Below are 18,341 nucleotides of genomic sequence, written 5' to 3' on the forward strand. Positions count from 1 at the left end.
ATGATTCGAGTATTATTATTTGCGCACTTGCAAGAGGAAGCAGGAACAAGTGAATTACAAATAGAGAAAGAAAATATTACGGTTGCAGAGTTAAAAGCTGTTGTTGCTAAAGAATATAATGTACCAGTGACAACATCAACTATGGTTGCGATTAATGAAGAATACGCAAATGAAGATGACACGATCCGAGATGGTGATGTTGTTGCACTAATCCCACCAGTGAGCGGTGGTTAATATTGGATTCATTAAAACGACTTTCCTACATAGGGAAGTCGTTTTTTTATGGAAGTTTTGCGAACACTAACTTATAGAACAAGGAGGGTGTTATGAAAAAAATATGTGTAGTTATTACAATGCTATGTGCAATCTTTTTCTCTTCTCCAAGTGATTCTTTTGCAAAAGAATCGAGGGAGCAGCTGTTAGAGAGTGCATTATCAAATAGGTACTATTCAGTTATTAGACAAGTGACAGAAGATCAGTATGAATGTGCTTCCTTTATAAATATAAAACGTCTCGGTAAGAACGGTGAGTTCGTTCCTAGATTTGAAATTACGCTACAATTTCTTACGTTCCAAGGTGCACATAATCCGCCGAATGATAAAGTTACACTTATTTTGGAAGATTATTTAGATCACGTAAAAATAAAGAAGGTGGAGCGAGAAAAGAATGTTTCTGGTGCTATTGCAGAAAAAGTTTGTGAACGGGAAAAAGAAAAAATAAAAGCTCACTCTAATGATTCAGAGTGATAACTTATGACATTTAGTAAAGAAAGGTAATGAGCGATGGACATACTTTTAGCGATTTTACCGGCTATATTTTGGGGAAGTATTGTGCTATTTAACGTGAAACTGGGCGGGGGACCGTATAGTCAAACGCTCGGTACAACGTTTGGGGCACTTATTTTCTCGATTGTTGTTTATATTTTTATGAAGCCAGTATTAACTCCTACTGTTATTGGAGTTGGAATTGTGTCAGGTTTATTTTGGGCACTTGGTCAGGCGAATCAATTAAAAAGTATTGATTTAATGGGCGTTTCGAAAACGATGCCCATTTCAACAGGACTACAATTAGTTGCGACGACTTTATTTGGAGTCATCGTATTTCATGAGTGGTCCACGACTATATCAGTCGTCCTTGGTGTTTTGGCTCTCGTTTGTATTATTATCGGTGTTATTTTAACGTCACTTCAAAGTGAAGAAGAAAAGAATGCAGAGCAAGCAGGGAATTTTAAAAGAGGCATTATCATTTTATTAATTTCAACAGTCGGTTATTTAGTTTACGTAGTAGTGATTAGGCTATTTAACGTAGATGGTTGGTCAGCTTTATTGCCACAAGCAGTTGGTATGGTGTTAGGGGGCGTTTTGCTTACGTTTAAACATCATCCATTTAATAAATATGCACTACGAAATATTATCCCAGGATTAATTTGGGCAGCTGGAAATATGTTTTTATTCATTTCGCAGCCGCGTGTCGGAGTGGCAACAAGTTTTTCGCTATCGCAAATGGGAATTATTATTTCAACGCTTGGCGGGATTGTTATATTAGGTGAAAGAAAAACGAAACGCCAATTAACGGGGATTGTTGTCGGTATCGTTTTTATTATCGCAGCCGGAATAATGTTAGGTGTTGCAAAAAGTTAAAGGGGGTATTGAAATGTATAGTGATTTAGCAGGAAAAGTTGTCGTTATTACAGGATCAGCAACTGGTCTTGGAAGAGCGATGGGAGTACGGTTTGCTAAGGAGAAAGCAAAAGTAGTAATTAACTATCGCTCACGAGAGTCAGAAGCGCATGATGTATTAGAAGAAATTAAAAAAGTAGGCGGAGAAGCGATTGCTGTAAAAGGAGATGTCACGAGTGAATCGGATGTTGCGAATCTCATTCAATCTGCTGTAAAAGAGTTTGGTACGCTCGACGTTATGATTAATAATGCGGGAATAGAAAACGCGGTACCATCTCATGAAATGCCGCTAGAGGATTGGAATAAAGTAATTCATACAAATTTAACAGGTGCTTTTTTAGGAAGCCGTGAAGCGATTAAATATTTTGTGGAAAACGATATTAAAGGATCTGTCATTAATATGTCTAGCGTTCATGAAAAGATTCCGTGGCCCTTATTTGTGCACTATGCAGCAAGTAAGGGTGGCATTAAACTGATGACAGAAACGTTAGCGTTAGAATACGCACCGAAAGGTATTCGAGTAAATAATATTGGGCCAGGTGCAATAAATACGCCGATCAATGCAGAAAAGTTTGCTGATCCTAAAAAACGTGCTGACGTAGAAAGTATGATACCGATGGGTTACATTGGAAAACCGGAAGAAATTGCAGCAGTCGCAACGTGGCTCGCCTCATCAGAAGCGAGTTACGTAACTGGAATTACGTTATTTGCAGATGGTGGAATGACTCTATACCCGTCGTTTCAAGCAGGTCGCGGGTAATATAAAAGGACAAAGAGGTTTATCTCTTTGTCCTTTTTTCTGCAAAAAAAATAGCGGTCGGCTATTTTAAATTTAATGATTAATTGTATCTTGAAGAAATTCTGTTGCTTGATGTTCAGAAACATTTTGCACAAGTGCAACTTCGCTAATCATCATTTTGCGTGCATTATCTAGCATTTGTTTTTCGCTCGCATTTAATGCTCTCTCTTTATTACGGCGAAGTAAATCGCGAACAACTTCTGCACTATCTTGCAGATTGCCGTTTTTCATTTTTTCCATATTCATTGTATATCTCTGTTTCCAGGAAAGTGATGTGTCTGATTCCCCGTTTTGAAATTCAAGAAGTATAACATCTAACGTACCTTTATCTACGATATAACGAATACCTGATTTTTGTAATTGATCCATAGGAAGCATTATTTGCATGTCTTTACTAATGATACGTATCACACAATATTGACGTGTTGTTCCTAATATTTCTTTCTCTTCAATGGCTTCGATGACTCCTGCGCCGTTCATTGGATAAACGATTTTATCGCCAATTTGAAACAAATCATCCACCTCCATATGTGGTAACCACTTTTAATGATAGCACAAGTAAACAAAAATGTCAAATTTTATATAATACCATAATGTTAATGTTATAGTCAATAAGTAAAAGCTCTTTTATATATATATTTTTTGCTCTTACTTATTGATGATTTTTTGAAAAATAGTACAGGCGAAGAAAGAAGGCATATCCACTTATTTTTAAGCATAAAATGTAAAATCGCTAATACAATATACCTAAATCCGTTCTTTGCAAGGGAGGGAGAGAAGGTGGGGCGCACAATAAGAATTGATATTACAAATAAAGTTGTAGCTAAATTTAGACCGGATTATTTGGAATTATATACGAGTAAATTTATGATAGGTAAGTTTTATGTCTATACTGAAGGTAAACAATATGTGTTAGAAGACGGATATATATATGAAGACGGAAAATTTTATCGCATCATAGATACGCACCGTGGCAATAATCAAGCGGCGGAGGGCTGCGATCTAGGATGGTGTTAACATGATTCGTGTGAAAGTGTTTGATGAAAGTCACGAAAAAGACTTAGAAGACGCTGTAAATGTTTTTTTGAAAAAGATTGATGATAATAATTTTGTAGATATTAAGTACCAAGTCGGTGTTTCCATTAATGATGATGAAAACCAAATTTATTGTTTTTCAGCAATGATCGTTTATAAAGCATAAAAAAGAGCTGGGTGAGCCAGCTCTTTTTTATGCTTTATGTTGGGACAACATGTGTCGGTAATACGTTCATAATAGATTGAGTTGTGCCTAATTTCTTTTTCGCTAAAAGAGGCTCCTCTGTTTCATGGTTTTGGGCATCTGTACACATACCAAGGTGATAACGATCACCTAAAAATGGATCGATATAAAAACCGTTTTTGAATACTTTATCATTCGGATGTTTTTCATGGTGAATGTCAGAGCAATTAATGCAATAGAACATAGCTTTCATCCCCTTTTTATTTTTGTTTGAAAAAAGTGAGTTGGTAGTCATTTCGCTCCTAAGGAAATGTTGAGGAGAAGAGAAATAACTACCTACTCAAATGGTGGGCATATTCCTTCTGATTTTTCATATCTCGCGTAGTGTCCCTGAGGGAAGGAGGAGAGACGAAATACGCATGATATACGTAAGGCACTTCTTTCAAGATGAATGATGGAGTTTCATGTTGAGAGAAGTTTTTTATTTTTTGTTGCCTTTGTGAGTATATTATGAGGGAATGCTCAGAGGGTGTTTGTCCTGTTGAAAAAATGTTGAGAATTTCTCAACAATAAAAAATAACTAGCGTTGACATGAAACTAAAAGGCGTTATATTATCAAAGTGTAACCAAAAGGTGTTATATTTAATTGCCGAATAAAGGAGAATGAAAATGGAACAACAAAATACATTAACTGATATTAAACAAACGATCGTTTTTAACGCGTCTATTCAAAAAGTATGGAATGTAGTATCAACTGCAGAAGGGATTTCGTCATGGTTTATGCCAAATGATTTTGTATTAGAGGTAGGACATGAATTTCATGTACAATCACCATTTGGTCCATCACCATGTAAAGTGTTAGAAATTGATGAACCAAACCATCTATCTTTTTCATGGGATACAGATGGCTGGATTGTTTCATTTAATCTGAAAGACCTAGGAGATAATAAAACAGAATTTACGTTAATTCACGGCGGCTGGAAACATCCTGATGAAATTCTTCCGAAAGCGAATGCGAAGAGCTCTATTATTCGCGATAGAATGAGCGGTGGATGGGTAGCAATTGTAAATGAAAAACTGAAAAAGGTTGTCGAAGGCTAAGTGTCCTCATCAGCAGCGAAATATGATGTATTTCAAGCAATTGCTGATCCAACCCGCCGAGAAGTAATACGGTTATTAAGTGACAAAGAGTTACCGATTTCAAAAATAACGGATCATTTTCCGATGAGTCGTACTGCGGTTGTAAAGCATCTTCATATTCTTTCGGAAGCGAATTTAGTAAGCGGAAGAAAAAGCGGAAGAGAGAAAATATATCGTTTGCATCCAGAACCATTAGAGGAATTACAACAGTGGCTCTCGTATTATGAACGTTTTTGGGATAATAAATTGTCCATGCTGAAACATATTGTGGAGAATGAGGAGTAAAAAGAGGATGACCGAAATGGTCATCCTCTTTACTATTGCTCACTTGTTTGTGTAGCTGGCTTTAATAAAATCCAAGCGATAATTAATGTAAATACTGCTAATACGAAAGTACTCATATAAATGACGTGTACACTTGATGCTAATGCCTCTTGCGATTCGGTTGCTACATTTGCTGTAGTTCCGCCGTGTCCGCTAGATACAAGGTCAAGGTTTTTAATGCCGCGTGCATGAATCATCGTATTGAAGATTGTTCCAAAGATTGCAGCACCTAATGTTTGGCTAAATGTATTAATAAATGTGTTTAAACCTACGGCTGTTCCGCGTGTATGTGCTGGTACGGCTGCTTGAATTGTTACCATGTAAATCGGTGTTACAAGCCCCATTCCTAATCCGAATAATCCGACTGCTACATAAATAAGGAACGATGGTGAATGTGTTGATAATGTAAATAATAAGAAGGTAGCAACTGATAAAATGCTAGCTCCAAGTAAAATGATTTGTTTCGTTTTTAATTTGCCAACTAAGTTACCAGAGAAAATAGCGCCAAATGTCCACATAACAGGAATTGGCATTAAAATAAGTCCAGCTTCAGTTGCATTTTTTCCTAATACACCTTGGCTCCAAATTGGAAGGTACATTGTAATACTAATAATCATTGCACCAGCAATAAGAGTTAGTATGTTTATCGTAGATAATGTACGATTAGAGAAAAGTGCTAGCGGAATTAATGGTTCCGGAGATTTTTTCTCGATGAATAAGAAAATAATGAATGAAACGACGGCAAAGATTAATAGACCGATAATTGTAATGTCTCCCCAGTTTTGCTTACTGCTACCTGTTAATAGTGCGTATAGTAGAGCGATCGTACTTAATGAGAAGACTGTTGCACCAAGATAGTCGATATGATGCTTAGCAGGCTTAATAGATTCTTTGTAGTAAATGCCAATCATTAAGCAAGCGATAATTCCGAATGGAACGTTTAAGAAGAAAATATAACGCCAAGATAGAGAATCAACTAAAAATCCACCTACTAACGGCCCGATAACACCAGATACACCCCAAACGGCACTCATCCAGCCCTGTGCTTTCGCGCGGTCTTTCGCTTCGCTATATAGGTCCCCAATAATCGTCATTGTGATCGGCATAACAGCACCAGCGCCTATACCTTGAAGAGCACGGAAGAAGATTAATTGTTCCATTGATGTAACGACTCCGCAAAGTGCAGAACCGATTAAGAAGATTGCTGCTCCAATGAGCAAAACTTTTTTACGGCCGAATAAATCAGCCAATTTTCCGTATATTGGAGTCGAAACAGCTGTTGCAAGCATATAAATTGCATATACCCAACTAACAAGTTCGACGCCTGACAAATCACTCGTTATACGAGGGATCGCTGTACTAACAATCGTTCCTTCTACCGCAGAAAGAAACGTCATTAGCATTAAAGACATCATGACTTTTTTTCTCATTTGTTTTCCCCTTACCCTTTTTCAATTATTCAACAATATAAAATATAAAGGTACTAAGGTATATAAAGCAACAAAAAAGCAATGGGAAGTCAGGAGGAGCGTATATTTGTCGTTCCTTGTCGGTAAGTCGATATATTTAAGAAATCGCCGATATATGTTGTAGAAACGCCGATATAATTTCATATACCTATAAAAAAAGAAACAGAAAGCCCTGTTTCTTTTTTTAATATTGCATTTTTGCATTTTCTCCAGCTGTTGTTCCGGCAATTCTACCAGTAACAAGAGCAGATGTAATGTTATAGCCGCCAGTATAACCGTGAATATCAAGAACTTCTCCGCAGAAATATACGCCGTTCGTGAATTTAGAAGACATTTCTTTCGGGTTAATTTCTTTAACGGATACACCACCGCCGGTAACGAATGCTTTTTCAATTGACTGCGTACCATTTACATTCACAGTAAATTCTTTAAAGTCTTTCACAAGCGCACGAATCTTCTCGTGAGAAACTTGTCCAGCTTGTTCGCTGCCATCAATTTCATTTTTTTCTAATAAGAATAGGAAGTAACGTTCAGGTACATAACCTTTTAAAACGTTTTTAATTCCTTTTTTCGGATCTTCTTTCATTTGTTTCAGCATGCGCTGGAATAGTTGTTCACTATTTTCTTCTGGCAATGCATCGATGCTCATTTGAATCGTGTTCGTTTTAAACTTTTTCAGTGCTTTCACGACGAATTGGCTACAACGGAGAGCGGCAGGACCAGATAGGCCGAAATGAGTAAAGAGCATGTCCATTTTGTGAGAAATGATAGCTTTTCCTTTCGGGTTTAATACGCTTAAGTTAACATCGCGTAAAGCAAGACCTTGTAAGGAGCGATCACGAATAAATGGTTCGTTTGAAAGGATTGGTACTTCTGTTGGGAATAGCTCTGTAATTGTATGCCCAGCTTTTTCAGCCCACGCGTATCCGTCTCCAGTAGAGCCAGTTTGAGGAACGGATTTTCCGCCAACAGCGATAACGACATGATTCGTTTCTAACACTTCGCCAGTTTGCAGTACGACTGCTTTCGTTTGACCGTTCTCATATTCAATTGTTTCAACGGGTGTATTCGTACGGATTTTTACACCTAAGTCTTTTAATCGTGTTAAAAGTGCGTCTACTACTGATTGTGCTTTATTTGATACAGGGAACATGCGACCATGATCTTCTTCTTTTAGTTGCACGCCAAGCTTTTCGAAGAATGTAATAATATCTTCATTATTGAAAATAGAAAAAGCGCTGTATAAGAAGCGACCATTTCCTGGTATATGTTTAACGATCTCATCAAGTGGTAGACGGTTCGTTACGTTACAACGACCACCACCAGAAATCGCAAGTTTACGCCCTAGTTTATTTCCTTTATCAAGAAGTAAGACACTTGCGCCTTCTTCTGCAGCACCGATTGCAGCCATTAGCCCAGAAGGCCCGCCGCCGATGACAATAACATCATAATGCATAATATATCGACCTCATTTTCTACATTTCCTGCCTAAAAGAATAGCATGTTTTCCCTTAAAAGAAAAATAGAGTGAAGTACTGCTTAAGGAGAGAATTGTGGTACAATACAAAAGTTAGAGTTCAGCACTATCCTGCTATTTGTGGGCAATAAGACAAAAACCTTAAGATGTAAGAGAAATAAAAAGGGAATTTGGTAGCCCATAAATGCTCGAATAGTTCAACTAATAATCAGTAGGGAAGAACACCCACACTGATTAAAGTTTCACTTTATGTAGATGTAGGAGGATTTTTGTATGTCCGATTCGAAATTTCTGCGCGGAACGCTTATTGTTACGTTAGGGACATTTTTAGTAAAGTTCTTAGGCATGATTTACGTCTTTCCGTTTCATGCATTAGTAGGTACAGAAGGCGGAACGCTCTATACATATGGATACATTCCATATACGATCTTTTTAAGTATTGCAACGGCAGGGGTGCCGCTTGCTGTTTCCAAATTTGTTTCCAAATATAATGCGCTTGGCGATTATAAAACGAGCCGGAGAATGTTCCGCTCGGGAATGGTTATGATGATAGTAACAGGAGTTCTTTCGTTCCTAGTTCTATACATGACAGCACCACTGTTTGCAGAAGCAATGCTTGGTAAACAAAGTATACACAGTAATGTAGAAGAAGTTACGACGATTATTCGTCTTGTAAGTTTTGCACTTATTGTTGTACCAGCAGCGAGTTTAATTCGTGGTTATTTCCAAGGTCACCAATCGATGGGACCGACTACTGTTTCCCAAATTATTGAACAAATTATTCGTATCGTCTTTTTATTAGCGGGTAGTTTTATCGTTATTAAAGTACTTGGCGGTACAGTTGCAACAGCAGTTGGGGTAGCGACATTTGCTGCGTTCGTTTCAGCAGTTGGAGCGCTCGGTGTACTCATTTGGTACTGGTTAAAACGTAAAAAACATTTGGATCAATATTTAATTGAACAAACTGTACCAGAATCGACAGTGAGTACGGTTCAATTATTTAAAGAATTATTTGCATATGCGATTCCTTACGTTGTAATTGGGTTAACAATTCCTTTATATCAACAAATTGATACATTGACATTTAACTCAATTATGCAAGCGATTGGTCAAGGGGATATTGCAGAGCGAGCTCTCGGTATTTTCACAATGTGGACGCATAAATTAATTATGATTCCTGTATCGCTTGCGACAGCGTTTAGTTTAACGCTTGTACCAGCGATTACAAAATCATTTACTGAAAAACAATACCGTTATTTAAAGTTACAAATTACACAAACATTCCAGGCAAATATGTTCTTAACATTGCCAGCAGTTGTCGGTATTTCAACACTTGCATATCCAATCTATACTGCGTTCTATGACTCAGATCCACTAGGTGGACAAGTATTAATGTGGTATGCACCGGTTGCGTTGTTATTCGCTTTATTTACAGTAACAGCAGCAATTCTGCAAGGAATCAATCAACAAAAACATGCGATTGTCGCGCTTATTATGGGTGTTATTTTGAAATTCGTATGTAACGTAATCTTTATTCGTTATTTCGGTACAGTTGGAGCGATTTTAGCAACTGCAGTCGGATTCTTAGCTTCCGTATGGTATACGAATCGACAAATCAAAAAACATGTACACTATTCATTTGGTGTTGTATATAAGAGAACTTTCCAAATTGCAGTATTAACACTTGTAATGGTCATTGCTGTAAAGTTATCACAATGGACTCTGTCCTTCATGATCTCACCTGATGGCCGAATGGGTGCTCTTATTACAGTTGTGGTTTGTGCAGGTATTGGTGGTCTTGTGTATGGATTGTTAGCAATTCGCACAGGAGTACTTGAACGAGTATTTGGCGGAGAAGCGTTAGAGAAAATCCAACGTAAACTTGGCAATAGATTCAAAATAAAGTTGAAATCAAAAGGGGCGTAATTACGTCCCCTTTTCTATGATAAACAAAGAAGGTGAAAAACGTGAGATTAGATAAATTATTAGCAAATATGGGATATGGAAGTAGAAAAGAAGTAAAGAAATTATTGAAAGACGGCGTTGTAAAAATTGATGGAACGCCAGTGAAAGATGCGAAGGTTCATGTAAATGTAGAAGAGCAAGAAGTTATGATTCACGGAGAAGTTGTGGAATATAAAGAGTTTGTTTATTTAATGTTGCATAAACCACAAGGCGTTATTTCAGCGACAGAAGATGATAATCATGAAACGGTAATAGATTTATTAGAGTTAGAAGATGCAATCTTTGATCCGTTCCCAGTTGGACGACTTGATATTGATACGGAAGGTTTCTTATTGATAACAAATGACGGGAAGTTATCACATCAATTGTTATCTCCGAAAAAGCATGTGCCGAAAAAATATTATGCACACGTTGCAGGAGTAGTAACAGAAGAGGATGTAAAAGAGTTTGCTAAAGGTGTTATTTTAGATGATGGCTATGAAACAAAGCCAGGTGCACTTACAATATTAAAAAGCGATGAGATTTCTGAAATCGAGCTTGTAATTACAGAAGGAAAGTTCCATCAAGTGAAGCGTATGTTTGAAGCGGTAGGGAAAAAAGTAGTCTACCTAAAGAGAACAGAGATGGGACCATTAGTATTAGATGAAGAGCTAGAACTTGGACAATACCGAGAGCTATCAGATGAAGAAGTAGAAATGTTAAAAACATATCAAGTAGATACTGAGAAATAGTGCTGTTTTTGGCGCAGAAAAGACCCCTTTCTAATGAGTTAGAAAGGGGTATGTATTTATTTACATACAATTATTTTTTCGTTATGAGGTCATTCTCACTTTCTTTCCTGTTGTTGTCCACTTACCGCGGCAAGGGCTATACACGAGTTCATTAAACTGCAACACATTTAGATCACGTTGTATCGTTCGTGGTGTGATCCCGAACTCATCTACAAGGTCTTTCGTCGTTACCGTTCCGTTTTCATTGATGTACATATAAATTGATTTAATGCGTGTTAGCATACGAGTAGTTGTAGGTTTCAAGAGAAAACCACTCCTCTACTAGTTTTTTTGACCCCATTCAGGAAAGAAGGTCGTTACTACCATTGTACTCTACATGATAAAATTCATGCTTTAATCTACTTAAATTTTACAGAAATTTAACAAATATTCATATAGAAAAATATTGGTAGTTGACATTTTATATATGGTCAGTCAACTAACACATAAAATTCTACGTAAAACGCCAAATTCCTGCAAATTTTTTTAGAAAAATAAAAGAAAAACTAATAAGAAATATCTGAAACGTTACAATTGTTAGGTATTTTAGTTTCGTATATGGCATAAGAGATTTCGGTTTGTTATGATGAAAGAAACAATATAGTGAAGGATGGATGCGTGATGTCAGCGATTAATTGGACAGAAGAAGTTGCAAAACGAAAAGATGATTTAATTCGTGATACACAACAATTTTTACAAATTAAAAGTGTATGGGAAGAAGAATCAGCGAAAGAGGGCGCACCATTCGGTGAAGGTGTAGAAAAAGCTTTATCTTTCATGTTACATAAAGGAGAAACTGAAGGTTTTGCTTCTAAAAATTTAGAAGGGTATGCAGGTCACCTTGAAATGGGACAAGGAGAAGAGTTAGTAGGTATTCTTTGTCACGTTGATGTTGTGCCAGAAGGAGATGGCTGGACGACTCCGGCATATAGTGCAGATATTCGCGATGGAAAGATTTTTGCACGTGGTGCAATTGACGATAAAGGCCCAACGATGGCAGCTTATTATGCGATGAAAATTGTGAAAGAATTAGGTTTGCCTCTTTCAAAACGCGTTCGCATGATTTTAGGAACAGATGAGGAAAGCAATTGGAAATGTGTAGATCACTACTTTAAAAACGAAGAAATGCCAACAATCGGTTTTGCGCCAGACGCAGATTTTCCAATTATTAATGCAGAAAAAGGAATTGCTGATATACAAGTTGTGCAAAGTGGTAGTGAAGAGAAGAAAGGTACATATGAACTTGTTTCATTTGAATCAGGTCGCCGTTTAAATATGGTTCCTGATTTTGCAGAAGCGATTATTACAGGAGAAGATGTAAATGCACTTACAGTAGCATATGAAGAGTATTTACAAACTGCTAAAAAAATAGGTGAAGCAATTATAGAAGGTAATACGGTGACGTTGCAAATTAAAGGGATTTCAGCTCACGGATCTACTCCAGAGAAGGGTGAGAATGCAGGTTTATTACTGGCAAACTTCTTAACTACAGTTGCTCTTGATGGAAAAGGGGCTTCGTTTGCATCGTTTGTAACAGAAACATTTACAGGAGATATTTTAGGAGAGAAAGCTGGTATTTCTTATAAAGACGATATTAGCGGACCGTTAACTGTGAATGTTGGTCGCCTTTCTTATACGAAAGAGAATGGTGGTAATTTAGGATTAAATGTACGTTACCCGGTTACGACTAACTTTGACGAAATGATTGCAAAGTTAAAAGAATACGTTGGTAATCATGGATTTAAAGTGGCGGATTATTCAAACTCTCGCCCGCATCATGTTGATAAAGACCACGTGTTAATTCGTACGTTGCAGCGCGTATATGAAGAACAAACAGGAGAAAAGGCAGAACTATTAGCAATCGGCGGCGGTACTTACGCTCGTTCATTGAAAGCTGGCGTTGCGTTTGGTCCGTTGTTCCCTGGAAAAGAAGAACTTGCGCATCAAAAAGACGAGTACATTGAAATTGAAGACTTATTAAAAGCAACAGCAATTTACGCGCAAGCAATTCATGAATTAGCGAAGTAATGGATATATAAATAAGAAGAGGCCGTCCCAATACATATTTTGGGACGGTTTTCTGTTAAGTATAGGTTGCTTTTCTTATCGTATCTTTTCTTATCGTATTTAGTTGTTAAGTCGATATCCCTTGTCGAGATTTCGATATAATTTCATTTATCCCGCATTAACGGGCAGTAAGACCCCCACTTTAAAATTTAGCGAAAGCGAAGAAGTTAGGTGGGGATCAACTGCCCGTAAAAGCCCGATTGGTGAGGGCTGATAATCAGTAAGGGATGGACAAAACCCCACTGATTAAAGTTTCACTTTATTAACGCAACCCTAACTTGGTTAGACTTGTAGGGAAGTTTGATTCTATTTAATTGAATGAGATAAGAAAGAAAAGCAACAATAGAAAGAAGGAGAAGATGTACATGGAGCCGCATTATTTTGTCGCGATTACGTTACCGAATCATATAAAAGAAGTGCTGTCTAACTATAAAGAAGAAATGCAGGAGGAATTACCATTTCGTTCATGGGTACATAAAGAAGACTACCATATTACCCTTTCATTTTTAGGTAGTGCAACAGAGGAACAATTAGAAGGAATAAAGAATGGATTACAAACAATTACAGAAATGAAAGAACTATCATTCACATTACAAGGATTTTCTACGTTCGGTATGGAAGATAGGCCGCGTATTTTTTGGTCGAAGGTAAGCGAGAATTACGATTTGCTTCAATTACAAAAGCAAGTACACGTTATTTGTGAAGGGAATGGATTGTCTTTAGAAACGCGCCCGTATCATCCGCATATTACTGTTGCTCGTAAATGGGTAGGAGAAGAGAAGTTTGATTTAGAACATATAAAGGAAGTACCTGAAATATCATTTCAAGCGGATACGATTACTTTATACGAATCTCATGTGAAGGAGACACCGAAGTATAAAGCGATTGCTGAAATAAAATTACAAAAATAGAATGTATGAAAACGTTTTTTATACAGGTGAATATACTATAGAGAATAATGTGTTACTGTATAGAGCCTTGCTGATAAGAAAAGCCTTATCATTTGCAGCTCGTTTCATTTAATTTTAAGAATGATGGTGATTTTTTTATGTTGAAAGTAAAACGTCCATTTGATGCCTATTTAGATGAAATGAATAAAATTACAATTTTGCTCCCACACGCGTATGGAACAAGCCGGACATTTCGTTTGCAAGAAGGAAGTAACGTGAAAGATTTACCGATTTCTCATACAATTGCGCTTCCGGATGCAACGAAGTATGAGTGCTTTATAGAAGAGCCGCTAGATGTGGGGAAGTATTATACAGTACGAGATGAACGGAATGAAGAAACAGATTTACAAATAGGTGCTGTCATAAGAACAGCGATTTTCGATGAAAAGTATTACTACGAAGGTACAGATTTAGGAGCCGTGTATCAAAAAGAAGCAACGACATTTAAAGTATGGGCTCCAACTGCGAGGCTTGCGAAAGTAAGGATTTATAAAAGTGATAAAGAATATACCGATCATGAAATGCATAGAGGAGAAAATGGGGTTTGGACTCATACATTACAAGGCGATTTAGCCGGAGCAAAGTATACATTTCTTGTTTGTATTAATTTAATATGGAATGAAGCGGTGGATCCTTACGCAAAGTCAGTGACTGTAAATGGGACGTACGGCGTTGTTATCGATTTGGAAAAGACAAATGTAACAAAACGAGAGCAATTACCACCATTACAGGCAATGACAGATGCCATATTGTATGAACTGCATATTCGTGATGCTACTATTCATCAGGGCAGTGGAGTGAGTAAAAAAGGAACATATAAAGGGCTAATGGAAGAAGGGACAATAGGGCGAAATGGGACGTTAACAGGCTTGTCTCATATAAAAGATTTGGGTGTTACACATGTTGAACTATTACCTTTATATTGTTTCGGTGGTGTAGATGAGGCGAATCCTTCCTCTGCATATAATTGGGGTTACAATCCATTATATTACAATGCGCCAACGGGATATTATGCTACAGACCTCTCTGATCCGTATAACAGGATAGTAGAGTGTAAGCAACTAATTGAAACATTTCATGAGCACGGCATTAGAGTGATTGTGGATGTTGTATATAATCATGTGTATGAAAGAGAGCTATCATCATTTGAAAAGCTTGTCCCAGGATATTATTTTCGTCATGGTGAAGATGGCATGCCTTCTAATGGGACGGGAGTCGGGAATGATATAGCATCTGAACGGAAAATGATGAGGAAATTCATTGTAGAGTCTATTTTATATTGGCTTACTGAATACAATGTTGATGGATTCCGATTCGATTTAATGGGAATTTTAGATGTTGATACATTGAATATAATAGAAAAAGAAGTGCGAAACATAAAGCGAGATGCATTGTTATTAGGAGAAGGATGGGATCTACAAACCCCACTTCCTCTAGAGGAAAAAGCAACGTTAAATAATGCAAAGAAAATGCCGCATATCGCGCAATTTAATGATCAATTTCGTGATGGGATAAAAGGGAGTACCTTTCATATAAATAAACGTGGGTTTGCACTTGGTGGGCATGTAGACTGTAATCATTTGCAGTATATAGCATCGGGAAGTCTTTTGAGTATGAAAGAAACAGGTCTGTTTCTAGAGCCTGTGCAAAGCATTAACTATGTAGAATGTCATGACAATATGACGATGTGGGATAAACTAATGCGCAGTAATGAAGAGCCAGAAGAGATTTTGAAAAAACGTCACCTTCTAGCGAGCGCAATGGTGATTCTTTCGCAAGGTATTCCTTTCTTACATGCTGGGCAAGAGTTTTATCGTACGAAGCAAGGAAATGAAAATAGTTATAATGCAAATGATGAAATTAATCAATTAGATTGGGATCAAAAAGAGAACGAGATAGAGACCGTTAACTATATAAAAGGTTTAATTGCGATTCGTAAAGAGCACGGAGCATTCCGATTACAAAACGCAGACCTTATAAAAAAGCACATGACTTTTTTGCAAACCTCTCCAGAAGTACTTGCATATCACCTAGGGCATGCAGAATCGTTTGGACCGTGGAAAGAGATTGTAGTTTTATTTAATAGCGGTTTAGAAGTTAAAACGGTGCTACTTCCGAAAGAAGAAACGTGGCATGTGTTAGTAAACGAAAAGCAAGCGAAAATAGAGCCAATTTCTTCATTTAGAGGAAAGGAACTTCAGCTGGCTCCAATTAGCACGTATATATTGACGATAATGTGACAAATCGCTACTTGACGATGAGAATGTAATAAATGTAGAATTGACAAAGGTGACGATTTTGATAAGTTGTCATTCTATGACTGGTTTTGTAAAATAAAATAGAGAGTTTTTGGCTTATGCCAAGTTTTCTTTTCATTTACAGTAAAATATATGAATCCACAACATGTGTAGAAATGTTGCGGTTTTTCTTTTCATAACTATAAAAGATAAGGATTTGTTAACGGGTAATGAATATGGAATGGTTGGAACAATTATTAGGAAAAGAGTGGAGTCTTGTACCGGCTGGTGGAGTAACGGGCGATGCGTATATTGCGCAAAACGGACAACAGAAGTTATTTTTAAAGCGGAATACATCGCCCTTTTTAGCGGTATTGTCAGCAGAAGGAATTGTTCCAAAATTACTTTGGACAAGAAGGGTAACGAACGGTGATGTAATTTCTGCTCAAAAATGGCTTCCGGGACAGAAGCTAGAGCCAGAGGATATGAAACTAGAACGTGTTGCGAAACTTTTGAAGAAAATACACTCATCTAAAGCGCTTGTACAGATGATTCAAAGACTTGGGAAGCAACCGCTTCACGCACAAGAGTTATTACAACAACTGCAACTTGTTTTAAGAGGAGATATAAGGGATGATGAAACAATTCAGCAAGGCCTTCAATATTTAATGGATTCATTAAAAGATATTGAATACAATGAATTCGTTGTATGCCATTGTGATGTGAACCATAACAACTGGCTATTGTCGGATGAAGATGAGTTGTTTTTAATTGATTGGGATGGAGCTGTAATTGCTGACCCAGCTCTAGACCTTGGTATGTTATTATATTGGTACATTCCACGCCACGAATGGAGCGAGTGGCTCGAATATTATGATATTGAAATGGATGAATCGCTGCTTAGGCGTATGAGATGGTATGTAATAGCACAAACGATTTTGTCTATGCAATGGCACACAACAAAAAAACAGCAAGCAGAAGCTGAATATTGGCATCAATATTTACAGCAACTACTTGCTTCAGAGTAATACTTAAGAAAAATTGTCCATTCCAGCAATCCACTGAGTAAGTTGTTCTTGATTATTGGAAATGTGGTTGTCCAAATTAGAGGAAGATTTACCCGATTGACTATAAGAATATACATCGTTTAGCATTGCTTTAGCGTCACTACTTATACTATCGTTTGCGAGTAACGATTGAATGAGACGCTCTAATTGCTCGCATTCAGAAACTGTCCCGCAACAATCACTTTGGTGATTGACTAAAATATCTTTCAGCACTTCTAATTGATGTTGTTGATTAATTGGCATGAACGGATCATCCTTTCGATTGTTTTTCTCTTCAAATGTACGAGAAAAAGCTGTTTCGTCATGGAATGTTTAATGCTGTACGTAGTTTTTATCAAAATGGTACATCTTATACTTGAAAGAAACGGACCGAGTGCTCGTACGTACTTGGTTTTTTGTTTGGGAGATTGATTAAAACAGAGAGAAGGAATTATTCCTTTAAAATAGCTATGTAAAGAGAGGGAGACATCTATGCGTTTAAGACATAAACCATATGCAATGGATCGAATTAATGAGTATTCACATATCGTAATCGGAAACCCAGAGGAGCGCGCTGGTAACTGGAAAGAAGTATTTGGAAATGAACAACCAATTCATATTGAAGTAGGTACAGGTCGTGGTCGCTTTATGTATGATATGGCAAAAGCAAATCCACATATTAATTATATTGGAATTGAAAAATTCACAAGTGTTGTTGTAGATGCACTTGATAAATTAATTGAAGAAGAAGTGCCGAACTTAAAGTTAATTAATAAAGATGCTGAAGATTTAACAGTTTTCTTTGCAAAAGGTGAGATTGACCGCGTTTATTTAAACTTCTCAGATCCATGGCCGAAGAATCGTCATACGAAACGTCGTTTAACGTATAAAACATTTTTGCGCAATTATGAAGAAGTGTTAGTAGAAGGCGGAGAAATTCATTTCAAAACAGATAACCAAGGTTTATTTGAATACTCTCTAATGAGTATGGCTGAGTATGGTATGTTATTAACTTACCTGAGCCTAGATCTTCATAATAGTGATTATGAAGGAAACATTATGACAGAATACGAAGAGAAATTCTCAAGTAAAGGTCATCGTATTTACCGAGTTGAAGCGAAATATCGCACAGAGCCTATGCAGTAATGCATAGGTTTTTTGTAACTAAAATAATCGGAATTTTATGTTAATATTAAAAG

At 37.0% G+C, this 18,341-nt stretch carries 21 protein-coding genes; 15 read left to right on the plus strand and 6 right to left on the minus strand.

The features are described 5' to 3' along the window. The 4 genes from moaD to QEP67_RS03780 all read left to right on the plus strand — a co-directional run bounded on the left by moaD (position 1) and on the right by QEP67_RS03780 (position 2,439). Positions 1 to 234: a molybdopterin converting factor subunit 1 gene (gene moaD, locus QEP67_RS03765; protein ID WP_000621769.1), complete on the plus strand. Its 234-nt coding sequence runs from the start codon at positions 1 to 3 to the stop codon at positions 232 to 234. Between the two features lie 92 nt (positions 235 to 326). Then, entirely contained in the window at positions 327 to 746 is a 420-nt protein-coding gene (locus tag QEP67_RS03770; RefSeq protein WP_000717674.1) for a DUF3888 domain-containing protein, read from the plus strand. Between the two features lie 36 nt (positions 747 to 782). Next, entirely contained in the window at positions 783 to 1,640 is an 858-nt protein-coding gene (glcU, locus tag QEP67_RS03775) for a glucose uptake protein GlcU (protein WP_000353526.1), read from the plus strand. A 13-nt stretch (positions 1,641 to 1,653) separates the two neighbouring features. Then, positions 1,654 to 2,439, plus strand: coding sequence for a glucose 1-dehydrogenase (locus QEP67_RS03780; RefSeq protein ID WP_048565789.1), 786 nt, complete (start codon positions 1,654 to 1,656; stop codon positions 2,437 to 2,439). 72 nt (positions 2,440 to 2,511) lie between these two features. Here QEP67_RS03780 and QEP67_RS03785 read toward each other — a convergent pair whose 3' ends face one another. Beyond that, the gene (locus QEP67_RS03785) at positions 2,512 to 3,006 is read right to left on the minus strand and encodes a CarD family transcriptional regulator (RefSeq protein WP_000451450.1); all 495 of its coding nucleotides are present in this window, start codon (positions 3,004 to 3,006) and stop codon (positions 2,512 to 2,514) included. 252 nt (positions 3,007 to 3,258) lie between these two features. Here QEP67_RS03785 and QEP67_RS03790 point away from each other — a divergent pair, with 252 nt between their 5' ends. Together QEP67_RS03790 and QEP67_RS03795 are read left to right on the plus strand one after the other, a co-directional pair. After that, the gene (locus tag QEP67_RS03790; RefSeq protein ID WP_000533808.1) at positions 3,259 to 3,495 is read left to right on the plus strand and encodes a DUF2553 family protein; all 237 of its coding nucleotides are present in this window, start codon (positions 3,259 to 3,261) and stop codon (positions 3,493 to 3,495) included. Position 3,496: 1 nt separating this feature from the next. Then, complete coding sequence (locus QEP67_RS03795) at positions 3,497 to 3,679, plus strand: sporulation protein Cse60 (protein WP_000621747.1); 183 nt, start codon at positions 3,497 to 3,499, stop codon at positions 3,677 to 3,679. A 34-nt stretch (positions 3,680 to 3,713) separates the two neighbouring features. Here the strand turns inward: QEP67_RS03795 and QEP67_RS03800 are convergent, their stop codons facing one another. Beyond that, positions 3,714 to 3,941: a DUF3973 domain-containing protein gene (locus tag QEP67_RS03800; RefSeq protein ID WP_000498993.1), complete on the minus strand. Its 228-nt coding sequence runs from the start codon at positions 3,939 to 3,941 to the stop codon at positions 3,714 to 3,716. Between the two features lie 425 nt (positions 3,942 to 4,366). Between QEP67_RS03800 and QEP67_RS03805 the strand changes: the two genes are divergently transcribed. Then, positions 4,367 to 4,798 (plus strand): SRPBCC domain-containing protein, encoded by a 432-nt coding sequence (locus QEP67_RS03805; protein WP_000437780.1) that lies wholly within the window; start codon positions 4,367 to 4,369, stop codon positions 4,796 to 4,798. Next, positions 4,799 to 5,122 carry a metalloregulator ArsR/SmtB family transcription factor gene (locus tag QEP67_RS03810; RefSeq protein ID WP_000098837.1) on the plus strand — a complete coding sequence of 108 codons (324 nt, stop codon included), beginning with the start codon at positions 4,799 to 4,801 and terminating at the stop codon, positions 5,120 to 5,122. A gap of 32 nt (positions 5,123 to 5,154) precedes the next feature. Here QEP67_RS03810 and QEP67_RS03815 read toward each other — a convergent pair whose 3' ends face one another. Both QEP67_RS03815 and QEP67_RS03820 read right to left on the minus strand, forming a co-directional pair. Then, positions 5,155 to 6,591: an MDR family MFS transporter gene (locus QEP67_RS03815; protein WP_001227997.1), complete on the minus strand. Its 1,437-nt coding sequence runs from the start codon at positions 6,589 to 6,591 to the stop codon at positions 5,155 to 5,157. 223 nt (positions 6,592 to 6,814) lie between these two features. Then, the gene (locus QEP67_RS03820; RefSeq protein ID WP_000558876.1) at positions 6,815 to 8,086 is read right to left on the minus strand and encodes an NAD(P)/FAD-dependent oxidoreductase; all 1,272 of its coding nucleotides are present in this window, start codon (positions 8,084 to 8,086) and stop codon (positions 6,815 to 6,817) included. Positions 8,087 to 8,380: 294 nt separating this feature from the next. Between QEP67_RS03820 and QEP67_RS03825 the strand changes: the two genes are divergently transcribed. Next, positions 8,381 to 10,033 (plus strand): polysaccharide biosynthesis protein, encoded by a 1,653-nt coding sequence (locus QEP67_RS03825; protein WP_001284033.1) that lies wholly within the window; start codon positions 8,381 to 8,383, stop codon positions 10,031 to 10,033. 41 nt (positions 10,034 to 10,074) lie between these two features. Next, positions 10,075 to 10,803 carry a pseudouridine synthase gene (locus QEP67_RS03830; RefSeq protein ID WP_001234944.1) on the plus strand — a complete coding sequence of 243 codons (729 nt, stop codon included), beginning with the start codon at positions 10,075 to 10,077 and terminating at the stop codon, positions 10,801 to 10,803. Between the two features lie 81 nt (positions 10,804 to 10,884). Here QEP67_RS03830 and QEP67_RS03835 read toward each other — a convergent pair whose 3' ends face one another. Beyond that, on the minus strand, positions 10,885 to 11,106 hold the full coding sequence (locus QEP67_RS03835; RefSeq protein WP_000805512.1) for a DeoR family transcriptional regulator: 222 nt from the start codon (positions 11,104 to 11,106) through the stop codon (positions 10,885 to 10,887). Positions 11,107 to 11,463: 357 nt separating this feature from the next. On the opposite strand from QEP67_RS03835, the gene pepV reads away from it, so the two are divergent. From pepV to QEP67_RS03855, 4 genes are all read left to right on the plus strand, one after another. Continuing rightward, entirely contained in the window at positions 11,464 to 12,870 is a 1,407-nt protein-coding gene (gene pepV, locus QEP67_RS03840; RefSeq protein ID WP_001274254.1) for a dipeptidase PepV, read from the plus strand. Positions 12,871 to 13,274: 404 nt separating this feature from the next. Beyond that, positions 13,275 to 13,820: an RNA 2',3'-cyclic phosphodiesterase gene (gene thpR / locus QEP67_RS03845; RefSeq protein ID WP_000433229.1), complete on the plus strand. Its 546-nt coding sequence runs from the start codon at positions 13,275 to 13,277 to the stop codon at positions 13,818 to 13,820. Between the two features lie 137 nt (positions 13,821 to 13,957). Beyond that, complete coding sequence (gene pulA, locus QEP67_RS03850) at positions 13,958 to 16,099, plus strand: type I pullulanase (protein ID WP_061673046.1); 2,142 nt, start codon at positions 13,958 to 13,960, stop codon at positions 16,097 to 16,099. A gap of 227 nt (positions 16,100 to 16,326) precedes the next feature. Continuing rightward, positions 16,327 to 17,124 carry a phosphotransferase family protein gene (locus QEP67_RS03855; RefSeq protein ID WP_002096266.1) on the plus strand — a complete coding sequence of 266 codons (798 nt, stop codon included), beginning with the start codon at positions 16,327 to 16,329 and terminating at the stop codon, positions 17,122 to 17,124. 3 nt (positions 17,125 to 17,127) lie between these two features. Here the strand turns inward: QEP67_RS03855 and QEP67_RS03860 are convergent, their stop codons facing one another. After that, positions 17,128 to 17,406 carry a YtzH-like family protein gene (locus QEP67_RS03860; protein WP_001122236.1) on the minus strand — a complete coding sequence of 93 codons (279 nt, stop codon included), beginning with the start codon at positions 17,404 to 17,406 and terminating at the stop codon, positions 17,128 to 17,130. A 228-nt stretch (positions 17,407 to 17,634) separates the two neighbouring features. Between QEP67_RS03860 and trmB the strand changes: the two genes are divergently transcribed. Next, positions 17,635 to 18,288 (plus strand): tRNA (guanosine(46)-N7)-methyltransferase TrmB, encoded by a 654-nt coding sequence (gene trmB, locus QEP67_RS03865; protein WP_001239384.1) that lies wholly within the window; start codon positions 17,635 to 17,637, stop codon positions 18,286 to 18,288. Positions 18,289 to 18,341: the final 53 nt, after the last annotated feature.

The organism is Bacillus cereus group sp. MS39, assembly GCF_040448665.1.
In the GTDB taxonomy this organism is placed as follows: Bacteria; Bacillota; Bacilli; order Bacillales; family Bacillaceae_G; genus Bacillus_A; species Bacillus_A wiedmannii.

Excerpts from the sequence above, each read along its gene's own strand:
- moaD (WP_000621769.1), top strand. The coding sequence starts at position 1 with ATGATTCGAGTATTATTATTTGCGCACTTGCAAGAGGAAGCAGGAACA.
- QEP67_RS03770 (WP_000717674.1), top strand. The coding sequence starts at position 327 with ATGAAAAAAATATGTGTAGTTATTACAATGCTATGTGCAATCTTTTTC.
- glcU (WP_000353526.1), top strand. The coding sequence starts at position 783 with ATGGACATACTTTTAGCGATTTTACCGGCTATATTTTGGGGAAGTATT.
- QEP67_RS03780 (WP_048565789.1), top strand. The coding sequence starts at position 1,654 with ATGTATAGTGATTTAGCAGGAAAAGTTGTCGTTATTACAGGATCAGCA.
- QEP67_RS03785 (WP_000451450.1), bottom strand. The coding sequence starts at position 3,006 with ATGGAGGTGGATGATTTGTTTCAAATTGGCGATAAAATCGTTTATCCA.
- QEP67_RS03795 (WP_000621747.1), top strand. The coding sequence starts at position 3,497 with ATGATTCGTGTGAAAGTGTTTGATGAAAGTCACGAAAAAGACTTAGAA.
- QEP67_RS03800 (WP_000498993.1), bottom strand. The coding sequence starts at position 3,941 with ATGTTCTATTGCATTAATTGCTCTGACATTCACCATGAAAAACATCCG.
- QEP67_RS03805 (WP_000437780.1), top strand. The coding sequence starts at position 4,367 with ATGGAACAACAAAATACATTAACTGATATTAAACAAACGATCGTTTTT.
- QEP67_RS03815 (WP_001227997.1), bottom strand. The coding sequence starts at position 6,591 with ATGAGAAAAAAAGTCATGATGTCTTTAATGCTAATGACGTTTCTTTCT.
- QEP67_RS03820 (WP_000558876.1), bottom strand. The coding sequence starts at position 8,086 with ATGCATTATGATGTTATTGTCATCGGCGGCGGGCCTTCTGGGCTAATG.
- QEP67_RS03825 (WP_001284033.1), top strand. The coding sequence starts at position 8,381 with ATGTCCGATTCGAAATTTCTGCGCGGAACGCTTATTGTTACGTTAGGG.
- pepV (WP_001274254.1), top strand. The coding sequence starts at position 11,464 with ATGTCAGCGATTAATTGGACAGAAGAAGTTGCAAAACGAAAAGATGAT.
- thpR (WP_000433229.1), top strand. The coding sequence starts at position 13,275 with ATGGAGCCGCATTATTTTGTCGCGATTACGTTACCGAATCATATAAAA.
- pulA (WP_061673046.1), top strand. The coding sequence starts at position 13,958 with ATGTTGAAAGTAAAACGTCCATTTGATGCCTATTTAGATGAAATGAAT.
- QEP67_RS03855 (WP_002096266.1), top strand. The coding sequence starts at position 16,327 with ATGAATATGGAATGGTTGGAACAATTATTAGGAAAAGAGTGGAGTCTT.
- QEP67_RS03860 (WP_001122236.1), bottom strand. The coding sequence starts at position 17,406 with ATGCCAATTAATCAACAACATCAATTAGAAGTGCTGAAAGATATTTTA.
- trmB (WP_001239384.1), top strand. The coding sequence starts at position 17,635 with ATGCGTTTAAGACATAAACCATATGCAATGGATCGAATTAATGAGTAT.